Source organism: Tateyamaria omphalii (assembly GCF_001969365.1).
GTDB lineage: Bacteria > Pseudomonadota > Alphaproteobacteria > Rhodobacterales > Rhodobacteraceae > Tateyamaria > Tateyamaria omphalii_A.
Genome location: NZ_CP019313.1, coordinates 37,697 through 53,428 on the forward strand (window position 1 = coordinate 37,697; position 15,732 = coordinate 53,428).

9 protein-coding genes and 1 pseudogene are annotated in these 15,732 nt (G+C 61.9%); 7 read left to right on the forward strand and 3 right to left on the reverse strand.

Annotation, left to right across the window (positions count from 1 at the left end; all coding sequences use genetic code 11):
- Positions 1-13: 13 nt before the first annotated feature.
- A complete protein-coding gene (locus BWR18_RS19470; RefSeq protein ID WP_076630494.1) occupies positions 14-1,819 on the reverse strand; it encodes an AsmA family protein in 1,806 nt (601 codons plus the stop codon).
- 464 nt (positions 1,820-2,283) lie between these two features.
- On the opposite strand from BWR18_RS19470, the gene BWR18_RS19475 reads away from it, so the two are divergent.
- The 5 genes from BWR18_RS19475 to BWR18_RS19495 are packed head-to-tail and all read left to right on the forward strand — an operon-like array spanning position 2,284 to position 7,944.
- Positions 2,284-3,828: a UbiA family prenyltransferase gene (locus BWR18_RS19475; RefSeq protein ID WP_083957920.1), complete on the forward strand. Its 1,545-nt coding sequence runs from the start codon at positions 2,284-2,286 to the stop codon at positions 3,826-3,828.
- A gap of 10 nt (positions 3,829-3,838) precedes the next feature.
- The gene (locus tag BWR18_RS21820; RefSeq protein WP_076630495.1) at positions 3,839-4,258 is read left to right on the forward strand and encodes a GtrA family protein; all 420 of its coding nucleotides are present in this window, start codon (positions 3,839-3,841) and stop codon (positions 4,256-4,258) included.
- The gene (locus BWR18_RS19485; protein WP_254685009.1) at positions 4,255-5,580 is read left to right on the forward strand and encodes an FAD-binding oxidoreductase; all 1,326 of its coding nucleotides are present in this window, start codon (positions 4,255-4,257) and stop codon (positions 5,578-5,580) included. Before BWR18_RS21820 ends, BWR18_RS19485 begins: the two co-directional genes overlap by 4 nt.
- Positions 5,577-6,338, forward strand: coding sequence for an SDR family oxidoreductase (locus tag BWR18_RS19490; protein WP_076630496.1), 762 nt, complete (start codon positions 5,577-5,579; stop codon positions 6,336-6,338). The genes BWR18_RS19485 and BWR18_RS19490 overlap by 4 nt, the downstream gene beginning before the upstream one ends.
- Before the next feature lie 10 nt (positions 6,339-6,348).
- A complete protein-coding gene (locus BWR18_RS19495; RefSeq protein WP_157598940.1) occupies positions 6,349-7,944 on the forward strand; it encodes a hypothetical protein in 1,596 nt (531 codons plus the stop codon).
- A 15-nt stretch (positions 7,945-7,959) separates the two neighbouring features.
- Here BWR18_RS19495 and BWR18_RS19500 read toward each other — a convergent pair whose 3' ends face one another.
- Complete coding sequence (locus BWR18_RS19500) at positions 7,960-9,417, reverse strand: glucan biosynthesis protein (protein WP_083957929.1); 1,458 nt, start codon at positions 9,415-9,417, stop codon at positions 7,960-7,962.
- A gap of 1,910 nt (positions 9,418-11,327) precedes the next feature.
- Here BWR18_RS19500 and BWR18_RS19505 point away from each other — a divergent pair.
- Positions 11,328-14,449: pseudogene (locus BWR18_RS19505) on the forward strand (M10 family metallopeptidase C-terminal domain-containing protein).
- A gap of 102 nt (positions 14,450-14,551) precedes the next feature.
- Positions 14,552-14,953 (forward strand): hypothetical protein, encoded by a 402-nt coding sequence (locus BWR18_RS19510; RefSeq protein ID WP_076630499.1) that lies wholly within the window; start codon positions 14,552-14,554, stop codon positions 14,951-14,953.
- 182 nt (positions 14,954-15,135) lie between these two features.
- Here the strand turns inward: BWR18_RS19510 and BWR18_RS19515 are convergent, their stop codons facing one another.
- Positions 15,136-15,663 (reverse strand): AraC family transcriptional regulator ligand-binding domain-containing protein, encoded by a 528-nt coding sequence (locus BWR18_RS19515; protein WP_438873651.1) that lies wholly within the window; start codon positions 15,661-15,663, stop codon positions 15,136-15,138.
- Positions 15,664-15,732 lie beyond the last annotated feature (69 nt).

Genomic DNA, 15,732 nt, shown 5'->3' on the forward strand with positions numbered 1-15,732 from the left:
TTCCATGTCTCCGTCACGGGGCCATGCGATGGGGCGGCAGATGCGCCGCCATCTCAAACTCCGGCACGCCTGCGGCAATCATGGGGGTAAAGACGGTGCCGCCGATGCCAAAGGGCAGGTCAACATGGCGCGCGACATCCTCCGCCTCCGGTTCCTGCGCTGCCGACAGCTGCGCGTTGCCGACAACGGACACTGTGCCAGTCTTCAGCCCCACCTCTCCCAACATGTCGATCTCAAGCCGGTCGCCGGCGATGGTCAGGCGCGATATGCGGGCAGTGCCCGCCTCGATCCCCACATGCCCGTCGATGTGGTCGAAATAGGTCCGGCCTGCCGCCGGAATAAGCGGCCCCTTCTCCTTGGTCATGAACTGGCGCCCGTTGGCGAGGGTCTGCAGCGTTGCGGTCACGTCGCCACCGCTCAGGCTGCCATCCTGCATCGACGCGGTGACACGCCCCGACAGGCTGCCAAACAACGCGCCCAGCGTGGCGCCGTGCCCGGCAAGCCGAAGGTCGGTGTCGAGCGCCCCTTCGGGCAATTGCGGCGTGCCGATCAGCCGGGCCTGCATGCGGCGCGCAATGGGTTGGCTGAGCGTGGTCACCGAAGCGTCGGACAGGGATGCGGCAACCGCCACCTCGCCCATCTGCGTCATGCCCATCTGCGCCGAAAATCGGCCCAGCGTTTCGCTGTCGATCAGCAAGTCCAGCGACACGCCCACCGCGCTTGCTGCTAAAGACACGGAAACCGCGTCGATGCCGGTGCCACCGACCGAAAGATCCTGAGCGGCGAGGGTAAGGTCGGCCTCCAGCCCGTTGATCCAGTCCGTCCTGATCGGGGCATCGGCCCAGTTCCCGGCATCCACCGCGTGCATCAGATCGGTGACCGCCGCATCCGCACCCTGTTGAAAGGCCAGCAGCTGTGCCAGCGCGGGCAGGTCGGTCCCCGCCGCACGCAGGTGCAGATCGCCCGTCAACGCAATCCCGCTGTGGGAGACGGTGGCATCGGAAATGCGGATCGCACGCGGTGTCATCGCAAAATGCCCGTCGATGGTCAGTGGCCTGCGCCCAAACACGGAAATATTGTCGACAAGCTGCCCCATATCCGCCAGTAGGCCGGTCCCGGGGTCGGCACCGCCCTGATCCGCAGGCAAAGGCTCCTCTGCCGGATCAAGTCGGATCGACAAGCTGCCCGGGCTGCCCGTCTCGGAAAAGGCGCGGTGCGGATCGTCCAGTTGCAACGCGATGCTGGCACGTCGCGATCCGACGACAAAGTCGCCCTGAACCATCACCCCCTCCGAGACGCCGGGCTGTGCGATGGACAGGTTCAGATCAGAAATGTGCACGGCGTCCGCCACATCCAGAACGCCGTCGACGATCTCGATACTGGCAGGCGCAGTCTTGGCCTCTGTGTTGTCTGCCCAGCGGCCAAACAAGGCCGCGACGTCCAAACTGTCAAACGTCAGATGCGGGCGATGCAGATACAGGCTCGCGATCTCGGCCTGCCCTTGCAGCAGCGGCGTCGGGCGCAAGGTCGCGTCGATGCGCGCCACGCGGAGTGCGCCCTGATCGTCCCCCAGCTCAACGACGGGATCATCCACGACCACTCGCAGGTCCGGGCGCACTGTCACTGCGCTGTCGTCGCGCAGATCAGCGTGCGCGCCGGCGATGCGCCCGATTTCAGCATTGATACCGGTGCGGGCAATGGCATCGAGGTCGGGCTTGGAAAGGAGGAAAAGGGCACACGCGCCGCCTGCGACAAGCATGCACGCCAGCAGACCCCGGTGCAGCCACGGCGTGCCTGTGCCTTGATGTTGTGGTCTCATGTTCCTCCTCCCGGCACGCCCGCAATATCGGGATGCTGAACGGCCCCCGAACGACCCGTCGGCGGACGGTACGGGCCCGTCAAGCCGCACCTACGGCGATTCCTGAAACGGCTCAGTTTAGATAAGGTTTGGTGTGCCGCGTAAGCAATGTGGTCGGCCAGCGGCACTGCATTTGCAGTATGTTTTCCGGCCTTCTGCCGCCGATGATCCCATCAATTGGGCGCATCCCTGCCGATGCTCAACAGGCATTTGGAACAGATTTGCAACGGTTTTACTTTTGCAGACACGGTGCCGCGGCGGGCACGACAGCCGCCTTCGGCACATGCGTCACATCGGGTGGACATGCAGGGTGCATGTCCCGCCGCGGGTCAGGATGCAGAACCAGGACGAGGGTGCACGGCGTCACCGCCGACACGTGATCAAACGGCCCGAGACGGGAACAGAACCCAGAGAAAGATACGCGCATGACGGTCAAAAACCATGTCGACAGCCTTTCAAACTCTGACCTGACAGAGGTACAGGGCAACGCCCGCGACACCGCCGCGGCGGATGACACCACGACGGTGCATCCGAACCTGCCGGACCTCGAAACGGCCGTGGACACGCCGCTTGTGGTGGATCTCGATGGCACATTGCTCCGCTCCGACCTGCTGGTCGAAACCGCCTTTCGGCGTCTTGGACGCCACCCCGGATCGGTCTTTGGTATGCTGGGCGCATGGAACGCGGGCAAGGCGCCGCTAAAGCACTACCTGTGCGCCGGTACTGATTGCGCGCCCGACACCCTGCCATATGACAAGACGATCCTGTCGATGATCCGACTGGCGCAGCTTGCCGGGCGCTCGGTCTATCTGGCGTCAGGCTCGCACGAGGATCTGGTCAAGGCGGTCGCGGATCACCTGGGCATCTTCACCGGCTATTTCGCCACCACCTCCACCGTGAACCTATCGGGCCGGGCCAAGGCCGAGCGGCTGGTGAAGGAGTTCGGCGACAAGGGTTTCGACTATGTCGGCAACGCCGCCGCCGACCTGCCGGTTTGGGAACACGCCCGACAACCGATTGCCATTCGCACGCCCCACAGCGTGGCCGCGCGCCTGCGCAAGATGGCCCCGCACGCCCAGTTCATCGAGGACCGCGGCGCAACCCTGCGCGATTGGGCCCGGCAATTCCGCGTGCACCAATACGCCAAGAATGCGCTTCTGTTCGTGCCGATGATCGCCGCGCACGCGCTCAGCTTTCAAAACCTGTTCGTGACGATCGTGGCCGCTATCGCGTTCTGCCTGGCGGCGTCTGCCTGCTACATCCTCAATGACCTCGTCGATCTGCAAGAGGACCGGGCCCACAGGACCAAGCGCAACCGCCCGCTGGCGCGCGGGGACATTCCGCTGATCCACGCGATGGTGGCCGTGCCCATCCTGCTCATCCTCGCCAGCGTGCTTGCGCTGTCGATCTCATCGGCCTTTGCCTTGGTGCTTCTGCTCTATTTCGCAATGACGACGGCCTATTCCTTCTATCTCAAGGCAATACTTCTGGTGGATGTGCTCACCCTCGCCGGGCTCTACACCATGCGGCTTCTGGGCGGTGGGGTAGCGGTCGGGGTGACGCTGTCGTCCTGGTTGATCGTCTTTGCACTCTCGATCTTCGTCTCGCTGGCGCTGATGAAACGCTTTGTGGAACTGACAGCCTGCGCGGACGCCGACCGCGCCTCACCCGACAACCGGGACTATGAGAATGTCGACCTTGGCATGATCGCAGCCCTGTCCGCTGCTGCCGGGTTCAACGCGGTCACGGTCCTCGCGCTCTATGTATCCGGTCACACGGTCACGCAACTCTACAGCAACCCGGAAATCCTGCTGCTCGCGTGCCCCATCATGACTTACTGGATCGGCCGCGCCCTGATCCTTGCCCAGCGGCGACAGATGCAGGACGATCCAGTGGTCTTTGCCATCAAAGACCCGATGAGCCGGATCAGCGGCCTTGCCATGCTGGCCGTCTTCGTGCTGGCCATCTGACAGGCGCCCCATGTTCAAGTCCCTGTCCGAAGGTCACCCAATTGTGCGCTACGCCGTTACCGCCGTCCTGTCCGTGCTCGCCAACCTCTTGGCGCAGGAGGCAACGGTGCAGGGCCTGCCCACCGCACACCTCATGGTCTCCATCATCGTTGGCACGCTCGTCGGCTTCTTCATGAAATACGTCATCGACAAGACATGGACCTTCCGCGAGGCATACACGTCGCCGAAGGGCGAGGCGCAGCGCATCACCCTGTCGGGCCTCTTCAGCGTGGCGACAACGTTGATCTTCTGGTCGTTCGAACTGGGCTTCTACACCATCTGGCAGACCGATTTCGCCAAGTACCTTGGTGCCGTCATCGGTCTCAGCATCGGCTACGTCCTCAAATTCTGGCTCGACCGCCGTCACGTGTTCCGCGAGGCGACGGTGTGAAGGATCTGAGCGGTTGGGGCCGGTATCCCCGCCTTTCCGGCCCGCTTGGCACCGCACGGGACATGGGGCCGGCGGCCACGGCGACCGCAACTATGCCGGGCGTGACCGCGCGGGGGCTCGGGCGGTCCTATGGCGATGCCGCCATCGGGCGCGACAACACCATTGACGCCACCGGCCTCAACCGGATGCAGTCCTTCGACCCCCAAACCGGCATCCTCGCGGTCGAGGCGGGCGTGCCGCTCGCCGACATCATCGCAACCTTTCTGCCACAGGGCTACTTTCCCTGCGCTGTCCCCGGCACCCGCTTTGTCACCGTGGGCGGCATGATCGCCTCGGACGTGCACGGAAAGAACCAGCATATCCACGGCACCTTCGGGGATCATGTCGCATGGCTGATGCTGGCGTTGCCCGACGGTCGGGTGATGCGGTGCAGCCCGCACGAACACGCGGATCTTTTCAAGGCCACCATCGGTGGCATGGGGCTGACGGGCACCATCCTGTCCGCAGGGTTCCGGCTCAAGCAGGTCGAAACGGGCTGGATCCGCCAAACGACGCATGTGGCGCGCAATCTGAGCGAGGCCGTGACCCTGCTCAGCCAAACCGCAAATGCCACATACACCGTCGCATGGATCGACGTTCTGGCCCGTGGCGCTTCGCTGGGCCGGTCGCTGATCCTCGAAGGGGAGCACGCGACGGCCGACGATCTGCCGTGGGGGGATGTAAAATTCCCACCGTCCACCAATGGCCGCCTCGCCGTGCCTATGGACATGCCGGGCTGGCTGCTCAACGGCATGACGGTCCGCGCCTTCAACGAGCTTTACTACCGCACCGGGGCGCGCAAGGCGGGGCAAACAACCACAGTCCCTTGGGACAGCTACTTCTTCCCCCTTGACGGCATTGCCCACTGGAACCGCATCTACGGGCGGCGCGGGTTCGTGCAGCACCAGTGCGTCATTCCAATGGCGCAAGCCGAAGGCGTGGTGTCCGACATCCTCGAACGGATCTCCAGCCACGGGGCAGGGTCGTTCCTCGCCGTCCTCAAGCGGCTGGCACCTGGCTCCGGCCTCATGTCCTTCCCGATGGAGGGGCTGACACTCGCCCTCGATATGCCCTTCAGCGACGGGCTCATGCCGCTGCTGGCCGAGATCGACGCGCTGGTCGTTGCCGCGGACGGGCGCCTGTACTTGGCCAAGGACGCCACCCAGTCCCGCGATACCTTTGCTGCGGGATACCTCAATCTCGACCTGTTTCGCCAACTCAGGAATGACATCGGCGCCACAGGCCGGATGGCCTCAAAACTATCGGAAAGACTTGGACTATGACGGACCCTGACGGACATTCTGCGCCGAAAGGCCTGCTTTTGGTGGGCGGCACCTCGGATATCGGACGGGCGGTGGCCGCAACCTACGCCGCACGCGGCTGGACGGTGACACTTGCCGCCCGCGATGCTGAGGGGGCTGAACGCAACGCCGACGACATCCGCACCCGCAGCGGCGCACACCAGGTGGCGGTCCAGCACCTCGACATCCTCGACACGGGCAGCTTCGAGGGGTTTCTGGACGGGCTCGACACGCTGCCCGACACCGTCGTTTGTGTCGTGGGCATGCTGGGCGATCAATCCCGCGCACAGGAAGACACAGATCACGCGACAACGGTGATGCGCACGAATTTCGAAGGGCCCGCGCTGCTCCTTGAAATGGTCGCCGCGCGCTTTGCCGCACGCGGGCACGGCCTGATCGTCGGCGTCAGCTCGGTCGCAGGCGACCGGGGCCGCGCATCGAACTATGTCTACGGCGCAGCCAAGGCCGGGTTCACCGCGTACCTGTCGGGCCTGCGCAACCGGCTGGGCAAAACCGATGTCCACGTCGCAACCGTCAAACCGGGCTTCGTGCGGACCAGCATGACCGCCGACATGGACCTGATCGGCCCACTTACGGCAGAGCCCGATGCGGTCGCCGACCGCATCGCCGCACTGGAAACCCGGCCCTCGGATGTCGTTTACGTGTTGGGCATCTGGCGCCTGATCATGTTCATCATCCGCGCCATTCCTGAAACCATCTTCAAAAAGCTCAGCCTGTGAGGGGTCTCGCATGCCACGCATAACCCAAATGATGTCCCCAGTTGCCGTCGCAACATGGGCCACCACCCTGATCTGCGGCGCACTGCTGGTGCTGCCCGGCGTGACGGCCTCGTCAATGTATTTCAACGACATCCTGATCTTCCTCGACGGGGCCTACCGCGTCGTGAACGGGCAGGTGCCGAACCAGGATTTTCACACGGCCCTCGGTCCGCTCAACTACTACCTTCCGGGTTTGGGATACTGGATGACCGACCGGCTGGGCATGGCGATGCCGGTGGGCATGGCCGCGCTGATGCTGGTGACGGCCCCGATCATGATCCACGTACTGGGCACGCGGCTGCGTCCGCTGATCGGTGTGCCGCTGGCCATCTTCCTCGTCCTCCTGCTCGCCACCCCCATGAACACGGGCGAGATCCCGTCCAAGATCTCCTTTGCGATGTTCTACAACCGGATCGGCTGGGTCCTGCTGGGCATTCTGCTGGTCCTGCACCTGCATCCGGAACGCACGGTGCGCTGGCAGGGCTGGCGCGATGCCGCAGCGGCGGCGACGCTGACAATGCTGCTGGTCTATACAAAGATGACCTATGGCGTCGTGGCCCTGTGCTTTCTGGTGCTGCTGCTCCTGCAACCGGCGCAGCGGCGATGGGCTGGGTCCGCCATCGCCCTGTGCATCGGCATAGGGCTGCTTGTCGAAATCGTCTGGGGCGGAACGCGGATGCACATCGCGGATCTGATCGAGGCGACCAGGGTCAGCGGCGTCATCGAATCCTATATCTACGTTCGGTCCTTCCTTCGGGTGTCGGGCGAATACGCCGTCTTTGCGCTGATTGCGGGCCTCGCCCTTTGGCACCAGCCCCGGATCACAGACGCGCTCTTCTATTTTCTGTGCGGGGCCGCGGGCTTTGCGCTGCTCAATCAGAATTTCCAGCATGTCGGCATCGTCACCATGCTGGTGGGCGGTGCCGTTGCCGCAGAAATCCTGTTACGCCATCAACACATGGTGGCCTCACGGACGATGCACAGCGTCCTGCGGGGCGCGCCGCTTGCGGTGGGGGTGCTGCTGATGCCGATCGCCCTGTCCTCGGCGACCGCGATCGGCGTACATGCCGTCATGGCCAGCACCCGCGCCGGTGTTGCGCTCGAGACGCCGAACGGAACCGATGTCCGGATCGTCAACGTCTTCAACCGGGGTCAGTTCGAGTTCTACGAACGATACGCCCAAAGCCTGGGCAGCGGCGCCGCCTTGCTGGCCTCACTTGAAAATCCGGGCACCTCGCGCGTGCTGGTGATGGACTTTGTCAGCCCCTTCGCATCGCTCGCGGGGCTGCCACCGCAAGAGGGCGGAAACGCGTGGATGCACGACAATCGCAACTTTGACCTCCGCGTCCATTTGCCCGCCCAGGAGATGCTGAGCGGTGTTGATGTCGTGATGATCCCGAAACACCCGGTGGCCGAGGGCACGACACAGAAAATGCAACAGATCTACGGCGCATATCTCGAAGAACACTTCGAGTTGACGCGCGACACAGGATCCTGGTCGCTCTACCAACGACGCCCCACACCGAAGGCCGTGATCAGACGACCCGTGGGACCGCGCAGCAGCTAGGAGGGGGCAGGGCGCTCAGCCCTGACCCTTCTCGACCCAGGCATCGGTCAACCATGTCTCGGTCAGCGCCCGGTCACGGTGCTGCAGATAAGCGCGCAGGCTGACAGGTTCCGGCCCCGTCTGTTCGAAATCAAACATCAGGCGCCAGTGGTTCGTGCCAACGACCGGATAGGCGTCAATCGGCTCAACAATCCGGCCGTTCAATGCGTCGATGACCGGCACGACGCCGCTGTCACGATCCAGCCCGGTCAGTGAGGGGCCCTCGAAATCGACAACCATCTTGGCCACACCTTCGGGCAGCGGATCACCGGGCACACCGCCCTCACCCTGGCGGGTGGCCTTGACCCAGGCCACGCCATCCGGCTGCGGATCGCGCGCGCGCCACTGGATGTCATAGTCGAACCGGAACTCCGCCCCCTTCTCGGTCGGACCCTCCGGCACCCAATAGGCCACCACATTGTCAAAGGTCTCGTCGGTGGTCGGGATCAGGAACAGCTGCACCTGGCCCGGCCCCCAATCGCCCACGGGCTTCACCCAGGCCGACGGGCGGCGATTGTAGAACACACCGTCATCCTGGTAGTTCTCAAATTTGCGGTCGCGCTGGATCAAGCCAAAGCCCCGCGGGTTCTGATCCATGAAACTCGACGTGGTGACATGTTTCGGGTTGCTCAGCGGGCGCCACAGCCGCTCGCCACTGCCCGCAGCCATGGACAGACCGTCGCTGTCATGGATCTCCGGGCGCCAGTCATCGCCGCCGGCGCGGTCACGCTCGGAATACCAGTACATGCTGGTCAAGGGCGCAACGCCCAGCCGCTGCACATCCTCGCGCAGAAACAGATGGGCCGAGATGCGCGTCAGGTGCCCGCCATAGGCCGCGTTGCGCACAACGCCAAAGCGGTAGGCACCCGTGACCGAAGGACCATCCAGTTCGGCCCAGATCGACAGCTCCTCGTCGTCCTTCTCGGGCGGCCCAAGCCAGAAGGCGGTAAAGCGCGGGAACTCTTCGGGCACGTCCAACCCGGTGTTGACGGCAATGCCCCGCATCGACAGCCCGTATTGCGCCTCGGGCCCATCGGTGCGGAAGTAAGAGGCACCAAGGAACGAGATCCAGTCCGGCTCAAGCCCAGGACGCATGACGCGAAATCCGGCAAACCCGTACCCTTCGGGCAGATCAAAGGCAGGGTTATCCTCTGGCATGGAAAAGAAGTCGCGGACAAAAGGAACCTCATGGGCGGTGCCCGCCTCGTCCCGGATGTAAATCTTGACCGGTTCAGGAAAGAAACGGCCCGGATGAAAAAGCTGCACAGGCGCCTTGTTGCGGCCCACATACAGCGTGGCATCGGGGCGAAACTGGATCTGCCAATGGGCACTGTAATTGACCCGCTCGATCAGGTCCGGCGCCGGAATTTCGACAGGCGCATAGGGCTGATTGGCGGCATTGCGCGCCTTCTCGACCAGCCGTTCAAACGTCATGGGGCCGTCAGCCGCCGCCGCCCCGGACCGCGCGCTGGTCCACAGGCCAACGGTCAAAAGCGCTGCCGACCCTGCAAGCACGGCGCGCCGTGACGGTTGCGCGACAGCACTGCGTGCCGCTTTGCTTTGATGTGCCGATACTCTGGCGGATGTGCGATCAATAAATGTCATCTGGGTGCCTTACCGCGCTCACATATTGTGTTTCAGGTGATAAACTGTTGCAGAATGTATAGAGACGCGTGATCCACCATCAATTTGGCGCGTCAGATCAGGCGCGGTTCTGCCGAAACAGCGGCAGGGTACTGCCAAAATCCGCCTGCGATGGGCTTGGAAACAAGGTGATCGGACCGTTGGCGCATGGCCTGCGTCAAAATCGGCAAATCCCCGCTCTAACCGCGAAACAAACGTCTTTTGGCGGGATCGGATCTCTATCCTGCCTGTCACGCATACTGGCTCGAACAGAGTGGCGTCACAGGCTCCGGAAATGGAGAAGCGGGCCGTTGGAAGAGGGATCTGTCTGTCAGACGGGGCATGGCTGTGACTGCAAGTCGCGCGGCAAAGGCGCGATGTGTGGGACTGGAGCCAGATATCAACCCGTCGCCATGGGCATGAGCAACCGTCCGATCTTCCGTCGCGAGACGCGGCGTAAGGAGGATTATGTAAAATTCACGGCAACTCGGCAACGTTATGCCCGCCAGTGAGTGAGTTGGCCCAAAGGTGAATGAAAGCACGACAGATACATACCCTTCGTCATGTTGATGCCCCGCGACCAAGATATTTCAAGACCTCCGGACATCTCTGTCTTTCCCGCGGGTCAAACCTTCCTGCACGTCAACGAAGGTGAAAGAGCGTCCTGCTTAACAAGAGCGTCCAGCGTCATGGAACCTTGCACAGAACATGGCCGGCCACTTCGGTGCTTCGGACGTGCCTTTCCCCAACACCCGAGCGCGCGCGTCACACTGCCAATCTGGTTCAGGCTTAAGAATGAGGCAGTCCCACTCCACCTAAATGTCGGTTTTCAAGCCAGATTTCGCCGATACCGCGGCGAAGGAAATTTACAGTTGAACTGAATGGCCAAATCTTAATGGTGCAAGCATAGGTAGAAGTTCTGCACACAAGAAGCACTGCATCCTCCAAGGATGAAGGTGTCAAATTTTTAGCCAACTCTTTGCTCCCGAAACCAGCCAACCCGACGTCCGTAGACTACGGGCGCCGCCAATCGTGAACGATCGTAGTGAAATACGGTCGCCAGTAGAGGAGTCCCCAAAGATGACCCGGCGCGGCTTCGATTGGCCGCCTCAAACACCCTCAAATACAGAGATGCCTGTCATTTCCGGCGTGATCAGCATCAGCCACTGACCATCGCGCGTTCTCCTCGGTGATCGGACCTGACGGCACCGGCATCTCCGCGAAAGGATAAACTGAAGATGTGCATGATGTGCCAACTGGGCTACGGCCCCGAACAAGAAGCTTCATTCGGAAAAATCGGAGCGCAACAGACCGGTCTGCAGGTCGGCTTGGGCGAGGCGATGACCCTGACACCGACCTTGGCCGTTCTCGCGGCGCTGGATGAGATCAGCCCAAATCCTGTCGAGGCGGGTGAGACCACCGAAGCCACGGACACAACCGCAACATCCAGGGGACGCGACACACCCATCGCCGAGGGATCCGACCAACCCGCTGCCAGCGCACACATCAGCACAGATACAGCCGAAGACGCCTGGTGGGTCAACGACCAGACGCCGGACAATCCTTTTGGCAAAAGCGAAGATTACGAAGCCTATCTCGACTATCTGGGCGCACTGCCGCGCAGTCTGACACCCGAGATTGCCGCCGAACCGCTTCGGATCAACGTATCGGAACTCAGCAACCACCCCGGTTACCTGGAAGCCGCCGTTGGCGCGCTCGAGATGTGGGCAGCCGTCACGCCGCTCGAGTTCGAGATTGTCGATGACACGCCCTATGACGAAGAAACGGACTGGATGCAGGTCGTCAGCCCGGAAATCGGCGAACAGTTTGACGGCAGCGCCTTTTCCAGCGACCGCTACATCAGCGTCGGGCAGCGGTTCCACGACACCGAACCGAACCTGACCGATATCGGCGGCTACGTCTTTGACACGTTCATTCATGAATATGGCCACGAATTCGGGCTGAACCATCCCGGGCTCTACAACTACAGTGGCCCCGGCGGCGTTCAGATCAACTATCTCAACAACGCCACATGGACCTATGACCGCCAACAATACAGCGTCATGTCTTATTTCGATGGGATCGACGTGGGCGAAGACACGCGCTGGTCCGCGGCCACCCCGCTCATGGGCGATATCGAGGCGGTCATTCGCACCTACTTCTCGACCGTCGATGAAGACGGCGTGCGGACCTATCAGACGATCAACCTGAACACGGGCGACGATGTCTACGGCTTCAACAGCACGAAATACGGCTACGAACTGACCTCGACCGGGATGACGCGCGATATCGGCTTTGTCATCCACGACACCGGTGGCACCGATACGATGGACTTTTCCGGCTCCATCGCGGGCACGATCCTCGACATGCGCGCCGGGCAGTTTTCCAGCGTGAACGGCCACAACAACAACGTGTCCATCTTTGCGGGCCACAATGAGGACGAAACCGAATACTACATCGAGAACGGGATCGGCAGCCAATACGACGACATTCTGATTGGCAATGACGGCGACAACGTGCTGGATGGCCGCGGCGGCGGCGACCGGATGGCCGGGGGAGACGGCGACGACACCTATTTCGTGGATTCGCTCGACGACGTGGTCCGCGAAGAGATGGGAGGCGGCAACGACACTGTCATCGTGATGTCCCGAGACCTGGAAATCGGCAACATCGCCAATGTCGAAAACATCATCTACGTCGACAGCACACTCGCAGAGCTGCAAGAGACAGATGGCAACACCGCATCCACGCCCGGCGACAACACGTTGACCAACATCATATTCGGCGACGACACCGACGAGATGATCGACGGCGGCGCAGGCGACAACACCATCTTCGGACTTGGCGGCGACGACATCCTCATCGGCGGGACGGACTCGCTCGAGAGCCGCGACATCAACAACACCATCGCCATCGAGGACCTCGAAGACCAGACCGAAAGCGACGATGGCAACGACGCGCTTTATGGTGGCGACGGCAACGACACCATTCTGGGCGGTCAGGGCGACGACCTGCTTGATGGTGGTGACGGTGATGACGTGTTGAGCGGTCAGGCGGGCGTCGATATCTTCAGGGGCGGGTCGGGCAGCGACACCGTTGATTTCAGTCGCGAAAGCCCGTTTCAGCTGATCGTCAATCTCGAAACCAACTTTGCCAATGGCGGCACCGCATCGGGCGACACCTTCTACAGCATCGAGGGGCTGATTGGATCCGATGACCGGATCGACCGCTTTATCGGAACCTCCGCAGCCAACCACTTCATCGGTCAGGGCGGCGGAGACGTGTTCAACGGTCGCGCGGGCAACGACACGCTGGATGGCGGCAGAGACGGTGACATTCTTTACGGTGAGGGCGGCGACGACGTGATCATCGGCGGCGCCGGTCAGGACTATCTGGACGGCGGCGATGGCATTGATACGGTTGTCTACAGGGGCAGCTCAAGCGGCGTGACAGTCGACCTTGCCAACGGCACGGCCACCGGCGGCGATGCCGATGGCCCCGTCCAGATCGTCGGTCGCGGTACAACGATCAAGCACGATATCCTCGTCGGCTTCGAAAACGTGCAGGGCTCGTTTCACGATGACTGGCTGATTGGCGACGACCAGATGAACGGGCTGTCTGCCGGGGCAGGCGATGACACGCTGACCGGCGGCGGTGGCAGCGATCTGCTGGATGGGGGCGCTGGCAGCGACACGGCGGACTATTCCGAAGCGGCCAGCGGGGTCCGGCTTGATCTGCGTCGCGACGCATCCGAGGACGACACCTACGTCTCGATCGAAAACCTGTCCGGTTCCGGCTTCGATGATCTGATCAAGGGGAACCAGGCCGCAAATGTCCTGACGGGACAGGGCGGCGACGATACGCTGCGTGGTGGTAACGGAGATGACACCCTGCTCGGCGATTTCGCCTATCAGGGCGACATGCTGCCAACACCGGGTATGGGAACGGGCTACGTGACGCTCGGACCGGACGCCACGAACAATTCAATCGCCACTGCATTCGACATTTCGGACAACTTTTCGCTCGAAGAAGACCCCAACATCTTCGACTCGACCACTGTCCTGCACACAACCGTCGAAGCCACCGGGAATGGACAAGGAGGCTATTACAGCATTGAACTTGCAGCCGGGACGGTCCTGTCGATTGACGTTGATGGAATTGCCGATCCGAACGTACACGACAGTTGGATCCGGCTGCTGAACAGCAATGGAGACATCGTGGCAGAGAATGACGATGGCGGTGGCGACCCAGGCTCCACCTCCATCCGAGACTCGAGTACGGTCTACGTCGTCGAAGAGACCGGCACCTATTACATCCTGCAAGGCAGTTGGACCGAAGACTCCGAGGAAGGCGGCTGGACAGAGGCCGTGCCCGAAGGCTCGGAGTATACGCTCAACGTCTCGGTCGACTTCCCGCCCGCGCCCGCTGAACCAGGTGCTGCGGGTGCCGATATGCTGCGCGGTGGAAAGGGCAGCGACCTGCTGGATGGCGGGCTCGGGCCGACACGCTCACCGGTGGAGTGGGAGATGACTCCTTCCGGTTTTCAACAAAACTCGGCGAGGGTAATGTCGACCGGATCAAGGACTTCAAATCCAATGAGGATCTGATCCTTCTCGACAGTCTCATTTTCCAGGAATTAGGCGGCGCGGGCGCGCTGTCCCTCGATGCATTCCACAGCAGTGCAATGGGTGTTGCGCGCGATGGCGATGACCGCATCATCTACAACACCGAAAATGGCGTGTTGTCTTACGATTATGACGGTTCAGGAGACGGTGAGGCGATCCGGTTCGCGCAACTGAATAGAAATCTGGACCTGTCGGCGGACGACTTCATCATCATCTGACACGCAACGGAAAGGGCGCTTTCGTCGCGCCCTTTCCGGGTTGCGCTGGCACCCTTTTGTCACACAACCGCAAAAGGCAAAACCGGATAGGGAGATGCCGAAATGAGGCTCTGGTTCAATCGCAGCACAATGTTTGTCGGGATGCTCATGGCGGGGGCCGCCATGCTTGGCGGAACAGCACATGCCCAAGCAAAGGACGCGCGCGCTGGCGTGACCTATGCAGGCGGACAGATCATCCCAGCAGGCAGGATCGAGATTTTTATGGAAGACACGGCACGCCCGGCCCAGAAGCGGCTTGGCGCCCAGAATGTAAGCATCGACAGTGACGGTAAATCTCGTCAGATCGAATTCCCGCTGACATGGCTCGCAAGCACATCGGTGTCGCCCACCCTTCGGATCGTTGCGCATCTGGAGCGTGACGACGGCTGGCTGCTGGCCCGCGGCAGTGCCCGGATCAAGGCTGGGCGGCCCATTTCCATCACATTGAACAGGGTGATGTATTGAAACGTTAAACACGCGTGACACAGCCGTGTGACGGTTCAAAGTGCCGTAAAACGCCTCATCTATTCGCTGTACCTTGCGACGGGCCAGCGGCCGCGCGTACCGTCATGGACGGCCCAAAGGAGACATCCAACGCCGCCCAATGATGCACTAACACTCACCTTCGACCAATCAGATCGGGCCGCTCACCTTTGTGACGGGCCTTTGCCAAGCGGGAGCAATCCAAGCGTGAGAGTGCCTTCCGCCCTGACCAAATCGAACTGATAGTCGTCCAGAAGAAGGTTCCAGAACCTTGAGAACCGATAAAGCGCAGACGACAAGGACGTGGCCTCGCGCACAGACGTGAGCAAATGCTGGAGCGCGCGCGGCCGGATCGGACGGGACCAAAGGCCCATCATCTCATCACACGTTTCAACCGCGGCGATCCGGTAAAGGCAAACGATCTGATCCAGCGTCACCCGTCCTTTGGGCGCGTCACCGTCCAGCGGTAAACCCGACCGCCTGAGCAAGGATGTATATTGATCTGCGCGACAGAGCGACCTCAGCGCGACCAACCAATCCTCGATCAACTGCTGGGAGACGGTTGAGTACGGGGCTGCCGTCTGAACGCTCATTGCTCGCAACACCGACCAGCGAACACGGAAACGAAGAATCCGACAAATCAAAGAGCAGCCCATAGCTGTCACGCGCCAAGACCCCGAACTGCTACACATTCTCGTGGAGCCTCTGCGTCTCAAAGCACCTCATGCAGGGCGCCATCGCGCGGACCTGTCCAACTGCTC